General features: G+C 71.0%; 17 protein-coding genes. 5 read left to right on the top strand and 12 right to left on the bottom strand.

The genetic code is table 11. The features are described 5' to 3' along the window. Positions 1 to 77: 77 nt before the first annotated feature. Positions 78 to 2,693: a prolyl oligopeptidase family serine peptidase gene (locus tag R3E98_05340; GenBank protein MEZ4422810.1), complete on the bottom strand. Its 2,616-nt coding sequence runs from the start codon at positions 2,691 to 2,693 to the stop codon at positions 78 to 80. Between the two features lie 239 nt (positions 2,694 to 2,932). Between R3E98_05340 and R3E98_05335 the strand changes: the two genes are divergently transcribed. Further along, positions 2,933 to 3,916: a serine hydrolase gene (locus tag R3E98_05335; GenBank protein ID MEZ4422809.1), complete on the top strand. Its 984-nt coding sequence runs from the start codon at positions 2,933 to 2,935 to the stop codon at positions 3,914 to 3,916. 17 nt (positions 3,917 to 3,933) lie between these two features. Here R3E98_05335 and R3E98_05330 read toward each other — a convergent pair whose 3' ends face one another. The 4 genes from R3E98_05330 to R3E98_05315 all read right to left on the bottom strand — a co-directional run bounded on the left by R3E98_05330 (position 3,934) and on the right by R3E98_05315 (position 9,502). After that, complete coding sequence (locus R3E98_05330) at positions 3,934 to 5,133, bottom strand: hypothetical protein (protein ID MEZ4422808.1); 1,200 nt, start codon at positions 5,131 to 5,133, stop codon at positions 3,934 to 3,936. A gap of 373 nt (positions 5,134 to 5,506) precedes the next feature. Further along, entirely contained in the window at positions 5,507 to 6,688 is a 1,182-nt protein-coding gene (locus tag R3E98_05325; protein MEZ4422807.1) for a threonine synthase, read from the bottom strand. Continuing rightward, a complete protein-coding gene (locus R3E98_05320; protein MEZ4422806.1) occupies positions 6,685 to 8,784 on the bottom strand; it encodes an ABC transporter permease subunit/CPBP intramembrane protease in 2,100 nt (699 codons plus the stop codon). The genes R3E98_05325 and R3E98_05320 overlap by 4 nt, the downstream gene beginning before the upstream one ends. Position 8,785: 1 nt before the next feature. Continuing rightward, entirely contained in the window at positions 8,786 to 9,502 is a 717-nt protein-coding gene (locus tag R3E98_05315) for an ATP-binding cassette domain-containing protein (protein MEZ4422805.1), read from the bottom strand. Positions 9,503 to 9,665: 163 nt separating this feature from the next. Between R3E98_05315 and R3E98_05310 the strand changes: the two genes are divergently transcribed. From R3E98_05310 to R3E98_05295, 4 genes are all read left to right on the top strand, one after another. Then, the gene (locus tag R3E98_05310; GenBank protein MEZ4422804.1) at positions 9,666 to 10,226 is read left to right on the top strand and encodes a sigma-70 family RNA polymerase sigma factor; all 561 of its coding nucleotides are present in this window, start codon (positions 9,666 to 9,668) and stop codon (positions 10,224 to 10,226) included. Further along, positions 10,214 to 10,885: a hypothetical protein gene (locus tag R3E98_05305; protein ID MEZ4422803.1), complete on the top strand. Its 672-nt coding sequence runs from the start codon at positions 10,214 to 10,216 to the stop codon at positions 10,883 to 10,885. Before R3E98_05310 ends, R3E98_05305 begins: the two co-directional genes overlap by 13 nt. 13 nt (positions 10,886 to 10,898) lie before the next feature. Beyond that, positions 10,899 to 12,158 carry a PDZ domain-containing protein gene (locus tag R3E98_05300; GenBank protein MEZ4422802.1) on the top strand — a complete coding sequence of 420 codons (1,260 nt, stop codon included), beginning with the start codon at positions 10,899 to 10,901 and terminating at the stop codon, positions 12,156 to 12,158. Positions 12,159 to 12,237: 79 nt separating this feature from the next. Continuing rightward, positions 12,238 to 14,052, top strand: coding sequence for a hypothetical protein (locus R3E98_05295; GenBank protein MEZ4422801.1), 1,815 nt, complete (start codon positions 12,238 to 12,240; stop codon positions 14,050 to 14,052). Between the two features lie 33 nt (positions 14,053 to 14,085). Here R3E98_05295 and R3E98_05290 read toward each other — a convergent pair whose 3' ends face one another. The 7 genes from R3E98_05290 to R3E98_05260 form a co-directional block, all read right to left on the bottom strand. Beyond that, entirely contained in the window at positions 14,086 to 15,300 is a 1,215-nt protein-coding gene (locus tag R3E98_05290) for an ABC transporter permease (GenBank protein ID MEZ4422800.1), read from the bottom strand. A gap of 10 nt (positions 15,301 to 15,310) precedes the next feature. Beyond that, on the bottom strand, positions 15,311 to 16,825 hold the full coding sequence (locus R3E98_05285) for an efflux RND transporter periplasmic adaptor subunit (protein ID MEZ4422799.1): 1,515 nt from the start codon (positions 16,823 to 16,825) through the stop codon (positions 15,311 to 15,313). A 17-nt stretch (positions 16,826 to 16,842) separates the two neighbouring features. After that, positions 16,843 to 17,550 carry an ABC transporter ATP-binding protein gene (locus tag R3E98_05280; protein ID MEZ4422798.1) on the bottom strand — a complete coding sequence of 236 codons (708 nt, stop codon included), beginning with the start codon at positions 17,548 to 17,550 and terminating at the stop codon, positions 16,843 to 16,845. Beyond that, on the bottom strand, positions 17,547 to 18,863 hold the full coding sequence (locus tag R3E98_05275; GenBank protein ID MEZ4422797.1) for a TolC family protein: 1,317 nt from the start codon (positions 18,861 to 18,863) through the stop codon (positions 17,547 to 17,549). Before R3E98_05275 ends, R3E98_05280 begins: the two co-directional genes overlap by 4 nt. A 592-nt stretch (positions 18,864 to 19,455) precedes the next feature. After that, on the bottom strand, positions 19,456 to 19,809 hold the full coding sequence (locus R3E98_05270; GenBank protein ID MEZ4422796.1) for a hypothetical protein: 354 nt from the start codon (positions 19,807 to 19,809) through the stop codon (positions 19,456 to 19,458). Next, positions 19,806 to 20,219 (bottom strand): 6-carboxytetrahydropterin synthase, encoded by a 414-nt coding sequence (locus R3E98_05265; protein MEZ4422795.1) that lies wholly within the window; start codon positions 20,217 to 20,219, stop codon positions 19,806 to 19,808. The genes R3E98_05270 and R3E98_05265 overlap by 4 nt, the downstream gene beginning before the upstream one ends. 264 nt (positions 20,220 to 20,483) lie before the next feature. Continuing rightward, a complete protein-coding gene (locus R3E98_05260; GenBank protein MEZ4422794.1) occupies positions 20,484 to 22,256 on the bottom strand; it encodes a hypothetical protein in 1,773 nt (590 codons plus the stop codon). Positions 22,257 to 22,265 lie beyond the last annotated feature (9 nt).

Here is a 22,265-nt window from a genome sequence, read left to right as displayed (position 1 = left end):
CGAGGAACGCCGTGCCCGCGGGAGCGGGCACGGCGTTCGTGCAGCCGGGCGGCGGTCCGGGCGTGCGCCCGGTCCGCTCAGCCCTGGTCGTCGCTGACGGTCCGGTCGGAAGCCGGGTTCTCGAGGTAGACCTCGAGCCAGGCCGTCCAGCGGGCCCACAGGTCCAACAGGGTCTCCTTCGTGGCCGGCCCGTGATCCTCGAACGGGTAGTTGTACATCGCGGCCGTCTTGCCCAGGCCGTTCAGCGCGTGGAACAGGCGCGGCGTGTGGTCCGGATCCGTCCCCACGTTCTGGTCGTGCAGGCCGTGGTACATCAGCAGCGCGCCGGTGAGGTTGTTGGCGAACAGGAACGGCGACATGGACAGGTAGGTGTCCTTCGCGTCCCAGAGGATCCGGTCCTCGTTCTGGAAGGACAGCGGCGTGAAGGTCCGGTTGTAGTTGCCGTCCCCGGCGATGCCCGCCTTGAAGAACGGCGTGTGCACCATCGCGTTGGCCGTGGAGAAGGCGCCGTAGGAGTGCCCCCCGATGCCGAGGCGCGTGCGATCGATGATCTCACGCCGGTCGAGCTCGTCGATCACCGCCGCGAGGTTGTTGCGCAGGTCGTGCTCGTAGTTGTTGTTCATCTGGCCCTGGCGCCCCACGATCGGTGCGTCCGGCTCCACGACCGCATAGCCGAGACGGACCAGATACTCCATGGAGCGGGTCCCGAAGCTCGGGAACGCGTTCTTGTCGTAGGTGCGCGCCTCTTCGTCGTAGTTCTCCTGGTCCGTGTACTCCCGCGGGTAGAACCAGAACATCGCGGGGAGCCGGGTGCCCTTCCGGTAGTTCGGCGGGAGGTTGACGGTGACCCGGAAGCGGAAGCCGTCGGGCCGCTCCACCACGAAGCGCTCCACGGGCGCGGCCGTCAGGTCCGGCGTGTAGTCGCGGTTCTCCGTGAGCTGGGTGAGCTGCGCGCCCGACCGCAGGTAGGACTGCCCCACCTGGGTGAGGCTCTCCCGGTTGACGACCACCTGCCCGGCGCTCGCGTCGAGGACGGCCAGCAGGCGCTCGGAGACGTCGTCGTTGTCCCCTTCGTACACCCGGGTCTTCTCGCCCGTGCGGATGGCGACGCGGTCGAGGAAGGCGCGCGGGCCTTCCTCCATCGGATCCTTGGCGTAGGCCGTCCCGGCGTAGTACACGGACGAGCCGTCCGGAGACATCTGCACGACCTCCCCGTTCCCCGCGGGTGGCCCGCGACGGAAGAAGCCACCTCCACCCACGCGTCCGTCACGCCCGAGGATGGTACCGGGGTTGGCGTAGAAGTCGTCCGAGGCGTAGCGCACCAGCGTATGCGTCTCCGACGGCGCGGCGAGCTCCACCGCGTACTCGTGCACCCGCTGCCCCTGTCGCTCGGACAGGAACAGCCAGTCGTGGTCGGGCGAGAAGCGGTGGGCGGTGATGCGGTTGTCGGCTTCGTAGACCACCGACAGGTCGGACTCGCCGAAGGGCGGCGCCCACAGCATCACCCGGTCCTTGCGACGGGCGCGCCCGTTCTCGTCGGAGGACGCCTCGGCTTCGGCGGTGTCCCCTTCAGCCCGCGGCTCCTGCTCCAGGAACGTCAGCCCCTTTCCGTCGGCGCGCCAGGCGATCTCCCGACGTCCACTGGCGTTGGCGCCGAACCCGTTGTTCTGCGGGCGGGAGGGATCCCGCACGCCCAGGTCGAGCGAGTCCGACTGCACGGTGGCCAGGGCCGAGCCGGACCGGTCCCAGATCTGCTCCTCGGTGCCGAAGTTGCGCACGGGGACGATGTAGCTGAACGGCTTCTGCAGCAGCGTGACCCGCAGGTGCTGGGCGTCGGGGGAGAGGTCCAGATCCGTCACCATGGCGGGCGTGCCCACCCGGGTGACGCGGCGGCTCTCCACGTCGATCAGCGCCACCTGGCCGGTGGCGTGCCATTCGAGCAGGGCCTTGTCGTGCGGCGTGGCCATGAGGCTGGCGTAGGTCCGCAGCATGTTCTCGCCTTCCGTGGTCAGCTTGAGCTGGGGCCCGGAGGGGACGTCACTCTCCCGCGGCATGGCCGGCCGGTTCTCCGGCACCAGGACCGTGGCGAGCGTGCGGCCGTCCGCCGACCAGTCGAAGCCCGTGTACAGGGTCGCGAGCACCGGCGAGCGGGTGATCTGACGGCTCCGCCCGCTCGCGTCCGCCACGTAGATGTGGGTGGCGTCGTCGAGGTGCGCGAAGAACGCCAGGCGGCTCCCGTCGGGCGACCAGGACGGGTTCGAGACGCGTGCACCGTTCGGGATCTGGACGTCCACCACCGAGCCGTCGGTGGCGGAGATGATCTGCAGACCCACGTCGCTGCGGATGGTGAGCGCCCGGGCCCGGTTGGCCTGGTAGTCGATGAACTCCCCGCCCAGCTCGTGGAACGGCTTGGAGAAGCGGTCCATCGTCACCGGTCCGTCGCCGATCGCGTTGAAGAAGCGCGCGTGGTCCGGGCTCAGCTCGTTGAGCGTGACGTTGAGGTAGCGAGGCGCGAGCACGGCCTCGGCGATGGACGAGGGCGGCGCGACGTAGGTCTCCTCGCGCAGCACCTGCTCGGCGTTCCAACCGCCGTTCCCGTCCTGGGCCTGGAGGCCGGCGGGCAGGGCAGTCGCCGCGAGCAGCAGGGCGGCTCGACGAAGAGGGACGAGCGAAGGTCTGCGGGTGGCGGCCACGAGAGCCTCCTGGCGTGGATCGAGTTCAGGCCCGGTGCGTGGGCCCTGGTTTGCGGAAAGATCCAATCTCCGGGCGCGGAGGCGGCCGGGCAAGCGGCAGGCGAGGCGCTGACGCTGGGCGCTCCCGTGGGCCGCCGCGGGGCTTGCGTCCGGCCGCCCCGGCCCCCGAGAGTGGGCCCAGCCCCCCGAGAGTGGGCCCAGCCGCCCGATCCCGACCGACCCCGGACTCCGAGGCCGCCATGCCGCGCCGTCGTCCCCCGTTCGCCCTGGTCCTGCTCCTGGCCGCGGCCTGTGCCCCGGCCGCCGATGCCGGTCCGCCCGCCCAGGCGCCGGACCTGGAGACGCGGGTCCGGGAGCGCCTCGACGCGCTGGACGCGCGCTCCTCCCTCTACGCGGAGCACCTCCCGACCGGCCGCACGGTCGCCGTACGGGCGGACGAGCCGATGAACACGCTCAGCGTGATCAAGATCCCGGTGATGGTGCAGGCCTACCGGGACGCGGAGGCCGGCCGCCTGGACCTGGATGCCCGCCACCGGATCCGCCCCGAGGAGCTGCGCCGGGGCAGCGGGTTGCTGCAGACGTTCGCGGTGGGACTGGAGCCCACGGTGCGGGACCTGATCACGCAGATGATCATCACCAGCGACAACACCGCCACCGACATCCTGATCGGCGTGGTGGGCCAGGCGCGCGTCAACGCCCTCCTGGCCGAGTTGGGGTACGAACAGACGCGGCTGCTGCGCACGACCGGCGATCTGTTCCGCGAGACCTGGATCGACACCGACCCCGCGTTCGCGTCGCTCTCCGACCGGGAGGTCTACGAGCGCGGCTTCCCGGGAGACGAAGGGGCCGCCGCCCGCTCGTTCGCGCTGGAAGGGGACTCCGCCCGCTGGCTGGGACGGACCACGGCGCGCGAGATGACCCGCCTGCTCACCCAACTGGAGCGCGGCGAGCTGGCCGGGCCTGCCTCCACGCGCGAGATGATCGGCATCCTGCGTTCCCAGTTCTACGCGTCCCGGCTACCGCAGCAGATGCGGGGCAAGGCGGCGGTGGCCCACAAGACCGGCGACTGGCCACCCTACGCCGGCAACGACGTGGGCATCCTGTACTACGAGGGCGGCCCCACCGTGGTCTCCGTGTTCACCAACCAGAACACCGGGGACTTCTTCGAGCTGGAGGCCTCGTTGGGACGCATCGCGGTCGATCTGGTGGAGGCGTGGCGGTAGGGGGTCCGCAGCGGATGTCAACGACGCGTCAGGGCATAGGCGCGGATGGATTGGATCCCGGCTGCATCCGTCCATATGCCTAGCAGGGACGTATCGTCGACGGCGGACATCTCGAACTGAACTGGGACCTGCAACTGTGCCCGTTCGACCCCGGTTGGATCGAACACGTGCCAACGAGCACGCGGCATCCCGGGCTCGGGAAAGGAGCGCACCCACAGGTCGCCTTGATCGTCAACGATCAGGCGATCGAAGGCTGGGAGCCGGTCGGGGAAGTCGATCCGTTGATAGAACCGCCGCGAACTCTCTGGATCGCGGCTTCCGGATACGACATCATCAATGAACGCCTGTTGCCTTCTTCCGGTCAGCTCGATGGGCGCCGCGCCATCGCCGACCGTCAACAGCAGCTGACCGTCGAAATCGTACACATCGATGCTGAACCGGTCGGCCACGCCCACATACACCCGATCGGCCCCCAACGCGACGCGCGTCGCACGCCCCAGCGGTCTGGGCGCGATCATCCCGTCGATTGCGTATGCCTCCTCGCCGGGAAACGGCCCCAGCACGACGTCCCCCCGGGGCGACGTGATCTCGACGCGGACGTCCACGCTCATGGGCCCCTCTTGCCGAGGAACCATCTGCAGAGCGCTGCGGCTTACCACCGCGAATCCCCCGCCGTCATTGCAGGCGAAGGACCACGGCGCCCATTCGGTGTCGTAGTCCGTGCGAGGAAGCGTCTCCTGCCTCAAGAAGGTCCCCTCCGCCGAGTACAGGGAGACGCGACCCAAGGCCGGGTCCCACACCCAGATCGTGTCGCCGGCGCAGGCGAGCGGAGGGCGCATGGTCCGGAATTCACCGGGACCCTCCCCATTGCCGCCGACCGACGCGAGATGTCCACCGGTAGGATCAAAGAACCGGAGTTCTCGCGCCATTCCGTCGCCCACGACAATCGCGCCGGTCGCGAGGCGCAGCACTCCAACGATCGCGCCGAAGGAGGTCGGCCCTCGATCGCTTCCCCCGATCTCCAGTCGGGGTCTATCGGCGATCCCCCATTCGACTGGCTCGTGACCCCCAACCACCTGTGCGTCGCCCTGCTCGGCGCTCAACGTCCACCAGGTGATTCCGGAAAGAACACAAACGGCATGGGCCACTGCTTGGCAGGGCCGCGCGCGCCACAGCGTGTCGCGGACCTGGGATCGTGAGACTGCCTTCCTGGCCACTGCTTGCTCCGTCGGATCAGACGATGGGGCGAGGGCGGACGACCTCGGCGGTCGGGCCACCCTCGCCACCGATTCCTAGTGGCCGTCGCACCACTCCATCCCGCCTGTGCACGCCGACTGCCACGTAATTCCGTTGTTGTAGCACCACACATCCGGATCCCATGTGTCGCACGGCGCGTCGGCGGAACACGGCAAGGGTGCCCTGATCGACCCCGCGTCGGCACCTGTGAGCCTCGAAGGAACGAGAACCAGGAGGGCAGCGAAGGGCAGGATACCAGCGAGAGCGCGAAGCATGACCATTCTCCTTGGGGGGAGAGCAGACTGTCGCTTATGCGCAGCCTACCCCCCCCCGGAGCCGCTTTGGCAACCCCCCTCAGTCCACCGGCGTCATCCCCACGTACTTGAGCCCCGACCCGGTGTTGAACAACACCACCTCGTCCTCCGGCGTGATCACGCCGGACTCGAGCAGGCGAGGCACCGCCGCCACCACCGCGCCCCCTTCGGGCGCGGCGAACACACCGGTGTCCGCGCCCATCCAATGCACCCACTGCTCCATCTCGTGGTCGGGGATGGCCACCGCCGCGCCGTTCGACTCCCGCACCGCGCGCAGGATCAGGAAGTCGCCCACCGCGCCGGGCACGCGCAGCCCCGACGCGTACGTGGCCGCCCCCTCCCACATGCCGGCGTCCTCGACGCCGTTCTCCCAGGCCCGCACGATGGGCGCGCAGCCCGCCGCCTGCACGGAGATCATCTTGGGACGCTCGGAGCCGATCCACCCCATGCGCTCCATCTCGTCGAACGCCTTCCACATGCCGATCAGACCGGTTCCGCCCCCGGTCGGATAGACGATCACGTCGGGCAGCCTCAGGCCGAGCTGCTCGTAGATCTCGTAGCCCATGGTCTTCTTGCCCTCCACCCGGTAGGGCTCCTTGAGCGTGGAGAGATCCCACCAGCCGTGCTCCTCCACGCCCTTGCGGACCACCTTGGCGCAGTCGGTGATGAGCCCGTCCAGGAACTGGAGATCCGCGCCCAGGGCGCGGATCTCCTCCACGATGGGGGCCGGCGTGTCGCGCGGGACGACCACGTGGACGGGCATGTCCGCGGCGGCCCCGTAGGCCGCCGCGGCCGAGCCGGCATTGCCGGCGGAGGGGAGCGCCAGCTCGCGCGCGCCCAGCTCCTTGGCCCGGGAGACCGCGAGACAGAGCCCGCGCGCCTTGAAGCTGCCCGTGGGGTTCTGCCCTTCGTCCTTCACCCACGCGCGGCGGATGCCCAGGCGCGTGGCCAGGCGTGGGGCGTCCAGAAGCGGCGTCCAGCCTTCGCCCAGTTGGATCATGCAGTCCGGATTCCGCACCGGCAGCACCTCGGCGTAGCGCCACAGGTCCGCGCGCCGACCCGCGAGGTCGTCCGGCTGGAAGCCGGGTGCGATCTGGTCCAGGTCGTACCGGGCGAACAGCGGCTTCCCCGAGGGCCCCAGCCCCACGAGCTGCTCGCTGTCGAGGATCTCTCCGCTCTTCGTGTCTTCCAGGTGGCTGGCGCCGCGTAGACGGGACGTCATGGCAGGGTCTCGGGTTCGTCGAGGACGGGATCGGGATCGGGCGCCGGGACGGGCGCCCTCTCCTGCGAGAGCAGATAGATGCCGGTCGTGAAGGACATCAGCCCGATCAGGATCAACCAGACCGGGGGTCGGAAGTCCGGTGCGCTCAGCCAGGCCCGCGTGGCCGGCAGGAAGGCGAGCAGCACGATGGTGCCGTTGTTCAGGAAATGCATCAGGGCGCTCAGCACGAGCGAGCCCGTGCGCCAGACGGTCCAGGCCAGGACGAAGCCCAGCCAGGCCGTGGGAAGCAGACGGAACACGGTCTCGGTGCTCACGTGGAACAGACCGAACGCGAGACCGTTGAGCAACACCGCCTGCGCGGTGTTCAGACGACGGCGCGAACCGCCCAGCAACACACCCCGGAAGACGATCTCCTCGCAGAAGGCCGGCGTCACCGCGATGAGCGCGAGCAGCCACAGCAGCCGTCCCAGCGAGTCGGCGCTGACGAGATCACTCAGGCCCTCCACCAGATCCCAGGGGACCGGCAGCACGAACGACTGCAGCCAGGCCAGCACCCAGGCGATCGGGGTGCCCCCCGCGATCAACAACACGCCGCCCAGGAGCTGACGTCCGGTCGGGAGCCGCAGCGAGAGCGTCTCCGTGACCCGGTAGCGGCCGAACCCCACGAACAGGACCGCGGGCAGGAACAGCAGCACCCATTCGGTGGCGAGCAGCCCCCGCTCCAGCCAGCGGGCCTGCAGCGGAATCCCCACGTAGAAGAAGAGCGCCCCGACCGCCGCGACGAACAGCAGCGCCTCCCCGAGCGTCGGGACGGCACGGCCCGCTCCGCGCGCGCCGCGCGTGAACAGGCTGCGCAGGGGCCCGCGCTTGCCGGAGTCGCCGCCGAACAGCACGTCCTCACTGCCGAAGGACGCGGCCGCGAAGGCCAGCGCGGCCCAGGCGTACACCGCGGTGGAGCCGACGGCGACCAGACCGAGCAGCACCGGCGCGTTGCCGCCCATGAGCTCGCGGAAGAACAGGGCCACACCCGCGATCGGAGCCACCGCCATGGCGGGGGTGAATTCGATGCCGGGGAAGAGCGGCAGCAACGCCGGCATCAGCGCGATCATGTAGATCGGCGTGAGCGCATTCTGCGCTTCCTTGAACGAGCGGGCCCGCACGGCCACGCCCAGGAAGAGCGATCCGAAGAACACGGCCAGCGGGATCAACGTGAGGAAGATCACGATGAGCCGGTCGAGCGGCACCGAGAACTCGATGTCGAGCGCGCCCGCGAACTGGAACAGCCCCGTCTGGAACGTGAGCAGCATACTCAGCAGATTGAGTCCCGCCGCCACGACGCCCACCGCGGCCACCGTCAGGAACTTCCCCGTCACGATCTCGCGTGAGGGCACGGGGGCGGTGAGCAACGTCTCCAGCGTACCGCGTTCCTTCTCGCCCGCGGCCAGATCGATGGCGGGATAGAACGTGCCCAGCAGCGTGATCACGATCAGCAGCATGGGCAGGAAGCGGCCCAGCGCGTAGCCGCCCACCTCCTCCGGCAGCGCCACGGACGAATCCGCGACGTGGATGGGGTCCGCGAAATAGGCCGGCAGCCCGCGCTCGGTGAGCCGCCGCTCCAGCACGCCCTCCTCGAAATCCCCCAGCGCGCCGGCGAGCACGTCCCGACCACGGCGCGACAGGTCGTCGGCCGCGTCGAACAGCAGGAGCACGTCACGCGTGATGGGGGTCGGATCCGTCTCGGGAGGCAGCGCGGCCTCCGCCGGCTCCCGTCCGGACCGGTCGCGCTCGCCGAAGACCGCCACGGCCGCCACGTCCCCCGCGCGCACGGCCTCGACCGGCTCGGTCCCCACGAGCTGCACACGCGCGATGTCTTCACGACCGGCCAGGAAGGCGTCGAGCGCCTCGTCCCCCCCCACGATGGCCACGCGCGCGGGCGCGCTCTCCAGCTGGCGCATCCCGAACAGCGCGAGCTGCTCGGAGGCGATCATCAGGGCGGGATAGAGCAGGACCGGCACCACCACCATGATCAGCAGCGTACGCCGGTCGCGCAGCGTCTCCTTGAGCTCCTTCAGGAAGACCGTCCAGGCGCGCCCCACGTCAGGCCTCCAACAAGCGCAGGAAGGCGCGCGCCAGGTTCGCCTCGCCCGTCCGCTCGACCAGCGCCTCGACCGTCCCCTCCGCCACCAGCTTGCCCCGGGAGAGCACGCCCACGCGGTCGGCCAGAAGCTCCACCTCGGCCATCTGGTGGGTGGAGAACAGGATGGCCTTCCCGCGCCGCCGCTCGGCCTCGATGAAGGCGTAGATGGTCTCGCCGCTCAACACGTCCAGGCCCAGGGTGGGCTCGTCCAGGATCAAGGCCGGCGGATCGTGCACGATGGCGCGCGCGATCGAGACGCGCTGGCGCTGGCCGGTCGACAGCTTGCCGCAGTAGCGGTCCTGGAAGGGCTCGATCCCGAACATCCGCACGGTCTCGTCCACGCGTGCGTCGCGTTCGGTGCCGGTCAGGCCGTGCAGCTCCGCGAAGTAGCGCACCATCTCGCGCGCGGTCAGGCGCTCGTAGAGCCCCATGGACGCGGCCAGGAAGCCGATGCGGCGCCGGACCTCGTGCGGATCCTCCCGGACGTCGCGTCCGTCCACCCGCGCCGTGCCCAGCGAAGGCTCCAGCAGGGTGGCCAGGCAGCGCAGCGCCGTGGTCTTCCCCGCCCCGTTGGGTCCGAGCAGCGCGTACACCTCGCCGGGCCACACCTGCAGGGAGAGGGACCAGACGGCGGTGAGGTCGCCGTAGCGCTTGGTCAGGGATTCGAAGGCGATCATGCGCGGTCGGGGGTCGAGGCCCCGTGCGGGCGGGGCCCCGGCCGCACAGCGCTCCCACCCCGTCGGTGGGAGCCCCCGTAGTTACCGACCCGAGGGGTCGGAGGCAACCCTGGCGGGGGCTTCCGGGTCCTAGGAGACGGATCCCCGACCACCGGACGTCAGGTTGAGTGAAGCCCAGCTGATCCGCCGTGCCTGTGATGGCGACGGGCGCGCGGTGCGGGCGCTCTACGAGCGCTATTCGCCGCGCGTCTACGCCGTGGTGCGCCGGATCGCGGCGGACGACGACCTGGCGCACGACTACGCCCAGGAGGCGTGGATCCGGGCGATCCGGGCCCTCCCGACGTTCCGGGGGGATTCGCGCTTCTCGACCTGGTTGCACCGGATCGCGGTCAACTCGGCGCTGCAGGCACTGCGCAAGGCGGAGACCCGGACCCGGCGGGAGCAGCCGATGCCCGACGCGATCCCGGTCGCCCCCGGTGGGGGGGACGCGCTGTTGCAGCGGCGCCTCGAGAGCGCCCTGGACCGGTTGCCCGAGGGGATGCGCCAGGTCCTGATCCTCCACGACGTGGAGGGCTACACCCACGAGGAGATCGGCGATCTCCTCGGCGTCACGGCGGGGACGTCGAAGTCCCAGTTGTTCAAGGCGCGCGCGAAGATGCGCACGATGCTGGCCCCGACCCGCGCCGATGCGGGGCCGTCAGGAGCGGAAGCATGGAGCCTGTGAATCTGGAGTGGATCGCGGAGCTGGTGGACCGGGAACCGACCGCCGACGAGCGGGCGCTCCTGGCCGCGCATCCGGAGTGGGCCGCGGAGCTGGAGACCTTGAAGGCCCAGACCCGGGACCTGGCCGCGCTCCCCCGCATGATGCCGCCGGCCGGCGACTGGGAGCATCTGGAGGCCCGGCTGTTGTCCGAAGGGCTGATCACCTCCCCGCACGCCCGCTGGATCCGCGTGCCCTCCCTCGCGTCGGGGTGGACCCGGCTCGCGGCCGCGCTCGTCCTCTTCCTGGGGGGCGGTGTGGCGGGCAGCGGGGTCACGCGCGCCACGCTGGCCGCGAATGCGCCCGGCGGCACGCCGATCGACGTCGCGAGCGTGGCCTCGCTGGACGAGGCCGCCGAGCTGGTCGAGCGCACGGAGCAGCAGTACGTGAGCTCGCTGCATCGCTACCGGCAGCTCGCGGAGCGCACGGGTCGAGACCCGGGCGCGTCGCTGGACCCGGCGCGCCGCGCCGAGGCGCTGGACCTGCTGGTCCAGGCCAGTCGCAGCGCGCTGCGCTCCGCGCCGTACGATCCGTTCATCAACGGCATCCTGGTCAACGCGCTGGCCGAACGACAGGCGGTCGTGAGCCAGGCCGGGCGCGGCCGGGACGACAACTGGTACTGAGGCGACTCCGGCGATGAGCGGGGGCACGGTCCGGACGGCGTTGGCGCTGGTGGCGCTGGGCGTGGCGGCCTCGGGCGCAGCGGCACGTCTGGCGGGCCAGCAGGCCGTCGTCAGGGAACCGGGCGCGACGGCCGGATCCGGTTGGCTGGGCGTCAACCTGAACCTGATCAGCACCGTGGAGGACGGGCGCTCGGTGTCCACGCGCATCCTCATCGAGGACGTGGTGGACGGGACCGGAGCGGCCCGCGCCGGCCTCCAGGCGGGCGACCTCGTGGTGGGGATCAACGGCGCGCCCGCCTCGCAGGAGCGCCTGATCGACGCGATCGGATCGTTGCGCGTCGGCGACCGCGTGATCCTGGACGTGGAGCGGGCCGGGCAGCGGGTCCGGTCCTCGGTCACCGCCGGCGCGCGACCCAGCACGCTGCCGCGCATCGCGGACGAGCCCCGACGGGCCGACGAGGAGCGACAGGTCTTCGTGGTCCTGTCCGAAGGCGCCCGGCCGGCGACCTGGAGGGCCTTGCGGGGTGTGCCTCCGGCCGAGCCCCGCACCCCCACCACCGAGCCGCGGATGGTGCGGGTGCGCGGATCGGAAGGCCGCGCCGTCACGGTGATGCTCCAGTTCGAAGAGGACGGCAGCGGCCCCACCACCTGGACCTGGGCCGGCACCGACGGTCCGCACGTGCGAGTGCTGCGCACGCCGGACGTGGAGGCGCTCGTCAGCGACATCGACCTGCTGCGCCAGCAACTGGACGACATGACAGGCCTCCACGCCAACCCGCAGGACGAGGCCGTCTCTTTCTGGCGCCTGCTCCGCGGCCGCTGGTTCGCGCTACCGCGCGGACCGGAGCTGGAGCCGGAGATCGAGCGGGCGCGCGCCCGGCTGCAGGAGATGGAGCAGGAGCTCGCCACCCGCGCGATGGAGCGACTGGGTCCGCTGCCGGACTCCGTCGTGACCGTCGCGGTGCCCGGTCAGCGCCCCATCACGCCCTACGCCTACCTGGGGCGCCGGTACCTGGCCGGAGCCTATCTGGTGCCGCTGAACCCGGGCCTGCAGGAGTATTTCGGCGTCCGGCAGGGCGCGCTGGTGCTGGACGCCGTGGAGGGCGCTCCCGCCGCGGAGGCGGGTCTGCGCCCGGGAGACGTCATCGTCGAGGTCGGGGGTCGGGCCGTGTCCGATCCCGACGGGCTCGGTGGGGTCCTGGCCGGGTCTCGCCCGCCCTATCCGCTCACGGTCGTCCGACAGGGCCGCCGGGTCGACCTCGTCCTGCCCTGACGGAGCGGGCGCGCCGGAAGGCCGCCGCCCGACCCCGCGCGTCCGAGGAACCCCGCCCGTCCGGCCCGGTACCGCACGCATGTCCACCGAGGGTCAGGGCCCCCACCGCTTCTTCGCCGAGCTCAAGCGCCGCCGCGTCTGGCGCGTGGCGTTCGCATACGGCGCGGGCGCGTTCGTGGTGCTCCAGGCGCTGGCCGAGCTCATCCTGCCCGCCTTCGGTCTGCCGGACACCTGGCTGCGCGCGCTGGTGTTCATCGCCATCCTGGGCTTCCCCGTCGCGATGCTGCTCGGGTGGCTCTACGACGTCGGTCCACGCGGTCATGTGCACCGCACCGGCGGGAGCGATCCGGCCACGGTGCGCACGGCCCGGCTCGCGCTCGCCGCCGTCGTGATCCTGTCCGTGGGAGCGGGGTTGGTGTGGGTGCTGCGTGACCTCGAGAACCCGCCGCCCACCCGCGCGCAGGAGGCCTCCCCCGCGCTGCGCGCCGTGGGCGACCCGGCACGCGCCATCCGCGCGCTCGCCGTGCTTCCGCTCCAGGATTTCTCCGAAGGTGGGGGCCAAGCCTATTTCGCGGCGGGCATGCACGAGGCGCTGATCGCCGCGCTCAGCCGCGTCTCCACCCTGCGCGTGACCTCCCGCACCTCGGTGACGCGCTTCGCGGAGACCGACCTGTCCGTCCCCGAGATCGCGGCGCAGCTGGGCGTGGACGCGATCGTGGAGGGATCGGTGGTGCGGGCCGGCGAACGGGTGCGCATCACGGCCCAGCTCATCGACGCCGCGACCGACGCGCACGTCTGGGCCGACAGCTACGAAGGGGACGTCGCCGACCTCCTGGATCTGCAGGCCCGTGTGGCCGACGAGATCGCCTCCGCCATCGAGGCCGAGCTGGCGCCCGCCGCGGTCGACGAACCCGTGGTACGGACGGCCAGCGCCGACGCCCAGGACGCCTGGATGCGGGGGCGCTACGTCGAGGAGCAGGGGACGCCGGACGCGCTGCGCACGGCGGCGGAGAACTACGAGGAGGCGGCCCGCGCCGACTCCGGCTTCGTGGAGGCCTGGACGTCGCTGGCGGGCACCCGCCTGCTGCTGGCCATGGAAGGCGAGGCAGTGGAGGACAACCTGCTGCAGGCGGCCAGCGAAGTGCAGCGCGCCATCGCCCTGGATCCGTCGTCCAGCGAGGCCCAGGCCGTGCTGCGCACGCTGGTGCGGGTAGCGGAGCGCGCGGGGCGGGACATGGACACGCGCATCCAGGTGCGGATCGACTCGACGTTCGCCGACGAGGAGTGGCTGCACGCCGCCACCGACTTCGGACGTCGGGCCGCGCTCCTCCAGATGGAGCACCCGGACGCGCCGCAGGCGCCGGACGTGCCCGTGGTCATGCTGAGGGCCGCGCGCGGCCAGATCGCCGGGGGCAATCTCCCAGCGGCGATCGGCATCCTGGAGGAGCTGGTCGAGCGCTATCCGGAGCTGCCGCCGGCCTGGCTGGCGCTCCGGCACGCGTACCTCGCCTCGGAGGACGTCCCGGCGGCCGTGGCGCTGGAAGCGCGTCGAGGAGAGGCGCTGGACGATCCGTCGGCCATCCAGGCCGCCGAGCGGCTGTCCCGCACCATCGCGGCCGACGAGACGCGCTACTGGACGTGGCTCGTGGAGCAGGCGGGGACCGACAACGGATCGGCGGTGGACGCGGCGATCGGCTGGGCGCAGCTCGGCCGGCCCGACTCGGCGTTCGCCGCGCTGCAGCGCGCCGTCAGCGAGCGCGATCCCCGGCTGGCGTTCGTGCGGCGCGACCCCCTGTTGGATCCCCTCCGGGGCGATCCGCGCTTCCAGGACCTCCTGTCGTCCATGGACGCACGGATCGCGCGTCACCGTCGGCCGTCACCCGGATCGCGGTAGCGTAGAGGCCGCGCGCCGGGGCCGCCGTGTGCGCTACTCGTAGCGGAGCGACTCGATCGGGTCGAGCTTCGCGGCGCGTTGGGCCGGCCAGATCCCGAAGAACAGGCCGATGCCGGCGGAGAAGCCCAGGGCGATCAACACCGCGTCCATGCGGACGGCGGTCTCCCACCCCAACGTGTTGGTGAGGGCGGTGGCCCCGCCCACGCCGACCCCCACGCCGATGATCCCGCCCAGCGTGCACAGGACCAGCGCTTCGATCAGGAACTGCATGAGCACCGTGCGCCGGGTGGCCCCGAGCGCCTTGCGCACACCGATCTCGCGCGTGCGCTCGGTGACGCTCACGAGCATGATGTTCATGATGCCGATCCCACCCACGAGCAGGCTCACGGCCGCGATCCCCGCCAGCAACCAGCCGAACACCTCGTTGGACTCGTTGAACGTCTCGAGGATGTCCGTCTGGTTGGAGATGTTGAAGTCCGCGTCCTCGCCCGGAGCCAGACGGTGTTCACGCCGCACCACCCGATCGATGGTCGCGAACGCCGCATCCATGGTGGTACCCGGTTGCACCTGGGCGTAGATGGCGTTCAGACGGTCACGCCCACCCATGACGCGGTACTGGGCCGTCGACAGCGGGATGAACACGTCGTCGTCGGGCCGGCTGAAGCCCATCGCGCCCTTCTCCTCCAGGACGCCCACGATCTCGAACGGCACGCCCCGGATCTGGATGGTCCGCCCGACCAGGAGCGTGGGAGGCGTGTCGCCGAGCTGGGTCGGTACCTCGGACCCCACGACCGCCACCCGCCGCCGGCCCTGCACCTCACCCTCGTCGAAGAGCCGACCGGCGGCGAGCTTGAAGTTGTTGATGGCGAAGTAGTCGGGCCATACGCCGATCACGTCGTTGCTGACGTTCCAGCGCAGATAGCTGACCTGCTGACGTCCGCGCACCTCGGGGGAGATCATCAGCGAGCCGCCCGCGCCCGCCTGCAACGCCTCGGCATCCTCCACGAACAGGCGCGCGTCGCCGCGCGACACGCCGCGGAACATGTTCTGCCCCGGCCGGATGGTCAGCACGTTGGTGCCCATGGCCGCGATCTGGTCCTGCACGCGGCGCTGGGCACCCTCGCCCAGCGCCACCATGGCGATCACGGCCGCGACGCCGATGATGATGCCGAGCGTGGTGAGCGCGGAGCGCATCGCGTTCGCGCGGATGGCGCCCAGGGCGACCCGGATGGTCTCTCCGATCAACATGTCCGGACTCCTACCGCGGGCCGCCGCCGCCGAAGGGACCCGAGTTGCGCTCCCGGATCCGGTTCAGGAACTCCTGCTGCTGCGCCTGGAGCTGGGCCGCGCCGATCACCGCCACACGCTCCCCCTCCTCCAGACCGCTCATGATCTCCGTCTGATCCCAGTCGGACAGACCCATCACCACGGCCCGCGGCACGAACGATCCGTCCGCCTGCACCACGAACACCACGCCCGGACGGCCCTCGCGGTCGGCTCCGTCCTCGCCGGACGCCGGGGCGGCCGCGGCGCGCGCGCCGGGACGTCCGCCACCGGCCGCCCGGAACAGGGCGCGCGCCGAGTCCTGCGTGATCTCGCCGGCATCGACCTGACGACGGATCTCCTGCAGGCGTGCCCGCGCCTCGTCCGTGGGAGCCCCTCCGGCCGCGTTGGCGGCGCCGCCCGCAGCGGGTGCCCGACCCTGCTCGGCTGCCGGCTGCGCTCCGGGAGCGCCACCGGGAGCGCTTCCCGGCCGCGCGCCGCCCGTACGACCGGCGAAGCCGGCGCGCGGGTTGAAGTCGAGCTGCTCGGGGTCGAGGCCCAGCGCCATGGCGGCGGGCGCGAACTGGCGGGGCTCGACGACGGTGTTGTTGGGGACGGTGAGCACGTTCGGCTGCTCGGCCACCACCACCTCGACCTCGGCGTTCATGCCGGGCTTGAGCAGGCCCGCCCGGTTGTCGAGGTAGATGATGACGGGGAACATCGTGACGTTCTGCTCCACCGTGGCCTGGGGCTCGATCTTGGCCACATCCCCCCGGAAGGTGCGATCGGGAAACGCTTCCACCCGCACCGTGGCCGACAGCCCGGCATGGAGCTGCCCGACGTCGGTCTCGTCCACCAGCGTGCGGACCTGCACGTCCTCCAGGTTGGCCATCAGGAACAGGGTGGTCCCGCCCGAGATGTTGCCGGACGCGGACTGGATGACGCCACCCACCTCGACGTTGCGTTGGATGATCACGCCCGCCATCGGCGCACGGATGGTCACGTCCGTCAGGCGGAGCTCGGCGAGCTCCAGGTTGGTCTCGGCCTTGACCAGCTGCGCGCGCGCGTTGGCGGCCTCGAGGTTGGTGTTCTCGTACTCCTGCTGCGTCACCACGCCCGCGTCGCGCAGCTCCTGGGAGCGCTCGAGCTGGGCGGCGCTGATGTCCACGCGCGCCTGGGCCACCTCGAGGTCCGCCTTGGCCTGCTCGTAGGCGTTGCGCACGTCGCGGGGGTCCACCTCCGCGAGCAACTGCCCGGGTTCCACGCGGTCGCCCGTGTCGACGTGCAACTGGAGGATCTCGCCGGAGGCCTTCGACTTGACCTCGACCGTGCGGATCGGCTCCACCAGGCCCGTGGCCTCCGCCGTGATCCGCAGGTCCGTGCGGCTCACCTCGGTGGCCGCAACCGCGGGGCCGGGCGCGGCCTCGGTGGCCTCCCCGCACCCGGCGAGGACCAGCCCGAGAAGTGCCAGCGCGACCCCCGTGCCCTTCCGTTCCAGAAGCTTGCTCATCGTCCGTCTCGTTTCCTTCAGGCGCCGGCGCGCACGTGCTCGTTGAGGAAGTCCTTCTCGATGACGCCGTCGCGCAGGTGGACCTGGCGTCGGGCATACTCCGCGATGTCGTGCTCGTGGGTGACCAGGATGATCGTCTGCCCCTGGGCATGCAGCTGGGTCAGGATCTCCATGATCTCCTCACTCGTGCTCGAGTCGAGGTTCCCGGTGGGCTCGTCCGCCAGCAGGATGGCGGGCTCGTTGACGAGCGCGCGCGCGATCGCCACGCGCTGACGCTGACCGCCGGAGAGCTCCGGAGGGCGATGGTCCATGCGCTCCCCCAGCCCGACCAGCTCCAGCTTGGAGCGGGCGCGATCCCGCCGTTCCCGCGTGGGGACGCCGGCGTAGATCAACGGCAGCTCCACGTTGGCCAGCGAGGTGGCGCGCGGCAGGAGGTTGAAGGTCTGGAAGACGAAGCCGATGTCGCGGTTGCGCACCCGGGCCAGCTCGTCGTCGGAGAGCTCGCTCACCTTCTGGCCGTTCAGCCAGTACTCGCCCTCCGTCGGTGTGTCGAGGCAGCCGATCATGTTCATGAACGTCGACTTGCCGCTTCCCGACGGTCCCATGATGGCCACGAAGTCGCCCCGCGAGACTTCGAGGTCGACGCCCCGTAGCGCCCGCACGGTCTCGGCGCCGAGCACGTAGTCCTTGCGCAGGCCTCGCGTCTTGATGACGACGTCGCTCACAGCTCCCTCCCCAGGATGGACTCGAGCTGCGCCCGAGCCAGCAGATAGTCGTAGCGGGCGAACACCTGGTTGGCCTCCGCCTCCTCCACCGCGATCTGACTCGTGATGAGATCCAGGATCGTGGCCACACCCAACCGGTACCGCTCCTCCACCACCCGCAGGTCCTCGGCGGCCACCACCACCGCTTCGTTCGCGATCTCGATCGCCTCTTCCGCGGTGCGCAGCGTCTGCAGGGCGCCGTCGGCGGACTCGCGGGCGCGGAGCTCCGCGTCCGACCGGGCGAGCCGCGAGACCCGCGCCGCCGCCTGCGCCCGATCCACCACGGTGGAGCGCTGGAAGCGGTTGAAGATCGGATAGCTGGCCGAGAAGCGCACGTTCCAGCTGGAGTTGCCGTCGGAGAAGGCGGCGATGTCGTTGTTCCAGGTGAGCCCGGAGGACACCGACAGGCTGGGGAAATACGCCGCCCGGGCGGAGCCCACCGACGCCAGGGCGGCCCGCTCCTCGGCGACCGCCGCCACCACGTCGGGCGAGGCGTCGACCGCCACCCGGTAGATCTCGTCATCCGACAACGGCAGGGGTCCCGACTCCAGACCGCCGGGCGTGGCCGGTGCCACGGGGCCGTCGGCCCCGATCGCCCGCCCCAGCGCGAACTCCGCGGCGCGGAGCGCGGAGCGCGCCTGCAGCTCGGCCTGACGGGCATTGGCCAGCTCGAGCCGGGCCCGCAGGGAATCCGACCGTGTGGCGCTGCCGAGCTGTACGCGACGTCGGATGTTGTCCAGGCTCTCGTTCGCCCGTCGCACCCGGGATTGCTGCACCGTCAGCAGCTCGCCCTGGCGCAGCGCGGAGAAGAAGGTGGTCTTGGTCTGCAGCACCACGTCGAACCGCTGGCTCTCCCGGCGCGCCTCCGCGGCCTCGAGGTCTGCGCCCGCGACCGTGAGCTCACGAACGTTGCGGAAGCCGTCGAAGAGGTCGTACGAGGCCGAAAGGCTGGCCGAATACGACGTCGCGGAGCCCTCCACCTCGCGCTGGGTCGCCGGGTCGAACCGACGCGTGCTCGAGACCGAGGCCCCCGAGGAGGACGAGATGTTGGGCAGGAACGCGCCCACCGCGGTCCGCCGACCCGACACGGCATTCTCGACCGCGGCCAGGCTCTGGGCCAGCGTGGGGCTCCGCTCCAGCGCCCGGGCCAGGGCCTCCTCCAGGGTCACGCTGTCCGGGACCTCCTGGGCCTCCAGGCCCGGAGCGGCCGCGAGGACCATCCCCGCGCCCACCAGCGCCAGCAGGGCCGCCATCCGTCTGGAACCGCGCTTCATCACTCCTCCCTCCAACATGCGAACGGGGCTTCCGGACGCCTTACGTCCGTAGCCCCGGTTGTGTTCTTCCGGCGCCGGGCCCCTCGCCGCCCCGGGCGGTCTCCCGGGCCTCCCCCCCATCCCTCGCGCTCTCCCTGTCGAGACAGCCCGCAGCCCCGATCCGTTAGCGGGCGTGGTCCTCCGCGACCGGGTACCGGGCCCGGACGCGCGGAGGGCGCGGGAGCGGTTCTCCGCCCTCGCGCCCTCGCACTACCTGGTGGACAGGTATCCCTACGCAGCGCCTTTCCAGCGCCCGTAGGGCAGAGTGGGTCGCGGCCGGACCCGGCCGCCCCAGATGAATGCCGCGATCGCCGGCGTACGCTCGGCGTTGGCCTTGGCATCGGTGATCACGATTCCCCGAGCATCACCCCGGGAGAATCCCCTTCGGCTGTGGGCCGACCCGGTCGCCGCGTCGGCGGCACCGGAACACTTCCCCGCCATCCCCTCCCGCTCCTTGTTCGATCTGCAGGGCTCCTCTCCGGGTCGGGGGGGAGCCGCCGGCAACGCCGGCGCATATGGTACCCCCGGGCGGACAGAAGTTCTCGCTCCCCGTTCAGGAAGCGGGTTCCTCCCCCAACCGTGCCCGCCGCAGGAGAACGACCCAGCGGGCCTCGTCGAGGACAGCCGGATCGAGCCGGGGCACGAGGAGCGTCCGCCACTCGTCCGGATCGGAGCGTTCGAAGCGCAGCTCCAGCAGGGGAACCCCCCCAGCGCCACGGTGCTCGCCGGTCACCCGTACATGCCAGGAGACCCCGTCCGCCTCGAAGCGCACGGAAGGCTCGGGCTCGTCCACCGGAGGGGGCGGGGCGAACCCCTCGCGCACCGGACGGGGGCGGGCCGGCGTCGGCGCCTCGCCGACGCGGCGCGGGCGCCGGGGCTCGTCCGCGGAGCGACCCCCGCGCTTCATGGTCTGCGCACCTCCGACTCGAGGCTGTCACTCTCGCGCACCACGACGCGCTCGAGACGTGCCGGAAGTGGGATCGACCCGTCCAGCCGCTCCCACAGGACCTGCGCCAGCGCCTCCGTGGACGGCTGCAGACGCCCGTGGCGGAACGACGGCACAGCCTCGTTCAGGCTTTGCTCCGCCAGGGGCGCACGCACCTCGCGCTCGAGCAGGGCGTCGAGCGCGCCCAGATCCACCAGGAAGCCGGTCTCGGGATCGACGGGCCCCGACACGCTCACCGCCACTTCGAAGAGGTGCGTGTGGGGGACCGCGGTGTCCCCGAACGCCTCGCGGTTGCGCTCGGACGACCAGTCGGCGCGGTGGTAGTGGTGCTCCGCCCGGAAGCGGACCGTGCGGGTGAGCGTCGTCTGCATGGCGTGGGGGGTCGGGGGGTCTGGCCGGTCACCGCCGGGACGCGCCCGGCGGGCCAAGCGGCAGCACGCATCCGGGCGTGCGTCCGGCGACGCGGTCCGGGTCGCCCGTCTTGCGCGACCGGTCGGTCACCGGAAGGTAACCGAGGGCCGCGCGGCGGCGAAAACGGAACCGCCCGCCGGCGAACCGGCGGGCGGCGGGGACCGGGGCGGTCGGAAGCGCCGAGGCGCGGGTGAGGGACCGCCCCAGGGTGAAGTCTCAGCCGATCACGGAGGCGTGATCATCGAGTAGTAGCTGCCCACGTTGAACGTGGCCGGATCAATCTCGTAGTACTGGCTCCGCACGAAGTGGCCGGTCGTCGGGAAGTAGGGCGGCGGCTCGGAGGCGGCGCACGGATCGTACGAGTACCTCTTCAGATAGCCGGTCCCCGCGCTCGTGCCCACCGCGCCGCGGGTGTTCTGGATGATGCCGCCCGTCAGGTACAGACAGCCCCGGCCCCAGCTCGTGGCCTCGCAGGGCTCGGCGGAGCCGGAGCCACTCGCGTAGTCCTCCACCGTGAAGATGTCGAGCGCCAGCACCACCCCGTGGATGAACTCGTCCTTGGTGTCGTCGTAGGTCAGGTGCGGGTCCGACGACTGCACAGGTTCCAGCGGCTGGTTGATCGCGTTGTCGCTGACCCGGATGTCGTCACCCGAGAAGATCCCGACGATGTCGTTGCAGGTGCCCAGCCCGGGATCGGTGGCGTATGTGAGGTCGTCGACGATGTTGATGTCGTCCGTGGCCGCGATCGTGATCCGCCCCCGCACGACGCCGCTGATGCCGACCTTGCCGTCCACGAAGATCACGCCCTTGAAGTTGGGGTTGAGCTGGCGGCTCAGCGGCCAAAGGTACGCCGCGTCCTGCGGACGAGCCGCGGACACTGCGGGGTCGATGCTGCCCGGCCACGGCTGCCAGGCGCCGCCGTGCGGGACTGCACCGATCGTCGGGCTGAACGTGCCCCCGTTCAGGGCCGGGTCACCGCCCAGATAGCACCGGCGGCGCGACGTTTCCAGCGAGTCATCGACAACGCTGAAGGGGACGTTGGCCTGTAGCCACAATCCCGAACGGAAGGGGTTGGCGAACCCACCGGCGTACATCCCGCAGGTCTCGGAGTTGTGCAACTGCCGGTTGGCCACCCAACCCGATACGTAGTCGGCATTTCCCGCCTGGTAGACCCGCATGAACCCTTCATTCGAGTCCGTCACGTCCCCGTCGCCGTTGATGTCGATGGCGAGGAACTCGAGCCGCGTGGTAGCCGTGCCTGTGAATCCGTTGCTGTTCCCGACGATGCGCGTGTTCCCCGCGATCGCCTGGTTCCGTAGGAGCGCCAGGTCGGCCGTGGTGGGCATGGGAATGGCGGGCGACCACTCCGTATAGCCCTGATAGAAGTTCCCGTACTGCGCGCCCTGCACCGTCTTGGCGGTCCGGGCATGGCTGTAGAAGCTGGCGCCGGACGAATAGATCTTGAGGTAGTCGTTGGTATGGACGGGCCCGAAGATGGCGTCGCCACCACCGAAGGAGATGTTCGACGGCTCCACGTCCGTGAAGTAGGCGAACTTGGCAAAGCTCTCCTGGGTCACCTCGGCGCGACGGATCACCTTCCCGCCGCCCGCGTCCTGCACCATCGAGATGATGGTGCCGAACACGCCGTACTGACCCGACGTCACACCGCTCGGGCCCACCCACGTGGTGCGGGTCACGCCCGGGATGGTGCCGTTCACGGCGTCGCTCACCGGCGCGTTGGTCTCGAGCGCCGTGTAGCCGACGGACGGGTAGTAGGCCTTGTTGGCGTTGATCAGGGCGCGAGCCTGCTCCAGGCCGGCGTCGGCAGCCGCTTCCAGCGTGCTGTGCCGGTCGTAGAAGCGGTTGATAAGCGAGTGGTTCGTGCCCACCAGCGCCGCGCCGGTGGCCAGCGCGCCCACCGCCAGGACGATCATGAGCGTGATCGCCATGGCGATCCCCTGCTCGTTGCCACGGAGTCGAGGTAGCGTCTTCATCATTCGTGCGTC

The sequence above is a fragment of the Gemmatimonadota bacterium genome, from assembly GCA_041390125.1.
Lineage (GTDB): Bacteria > Gemmatimonadota > Gemmatimonadetes > Longimicrobiales > Gaopeijiaceae > JAGQIF01.
Note: the sequence above shows the minus strand (reverse complement) of the source record. Positions and strands in the feature narration are given on the sequence as shown.

Coding starts and splice junctions, on each gene's coding strand:
- R3E98_05265 (MEZ4422795.1), bottom strand. CDS start 20,219: ATGCAGACGACGCTCACCCGCACGGTCCGCTTCCGGGCGGAGCACCAC.
- R3E98_05300 (MEZ4422802.1), top strand. CDS start 10,899: ATGAGCGGGGGCACGGTCCGGACGGCGTTGGCGCTGGTGGCGCTGGGC.
- R3E98_05260 (MEZ4422794.1), bottom strand. CDS start 22,256: ATGATGAAGACGCTACCTCGACTCCGTGGCAACGAGCAGGGGATCGCC.
- R3E98_05270 (MEZ4422796.1), bottom strand. CDS start 19,809: ATGAAGCGCGGGGGTCGCTCCGCGGACGAGCCCCGGCGCCCGCGCCGC.
- R3E98_05325 (MEZ4422807.1), bottom strand. CDS start 6,688: ATGACGTCCCGTCTACGCGGCGCCAGCCACCTGGAAGACACGAAGAGC.
- R3E98_05275 (MEZ4422797.1), bottom strand. CDS start 18,863: ATGAAGCGCGGTTCCAGACGGATGGCGGCCCTGCTGGCGCTGGTGGGC.
- R3E98_05290 (MEZ4422800.1), bottom strand. CDS start 15,300: ATGTTGATCGGAGAGACCATCCGGGTCGCCCTGGGCGCCATCCGCGCG.
- R3E98_05285 (MEZ4422799.1), bottom strand. CDS start 16,825: ATGAGCAAGCTTCTGGAACGGAAGGGCACGGGGGTCGCGCTGGCACTT.
- R3E98_05305 (MEZ4422803.1), top strand. CDS start 10,214: ATGGAGCCTGTGAATCTGGAGTGGATCGCGGAGCTGGTGGACCGGGAA.
- R3E98_05315 (MEZ4422805.1), bottom strand. CDS start 9,502: ATGATCGCCTTCGAATCCCTGACCAAGCGCTACGGCGACCTCACCGCC.
- R3E98_05335 (MEZ4422809.1), top strand. CDS start 2,933: ATGCCGCGCCGTCGTCCCCCGTTCGCCCTGGTCCTGCTCCTGGCCGCG.
- R3E98_05295 (MEZ4422801.1), top strand. CDS start 12,238: ATGTCCACCGAGGGTCAGGGCCCCCACCGCTTCTTCGCCGAGCTCAAG.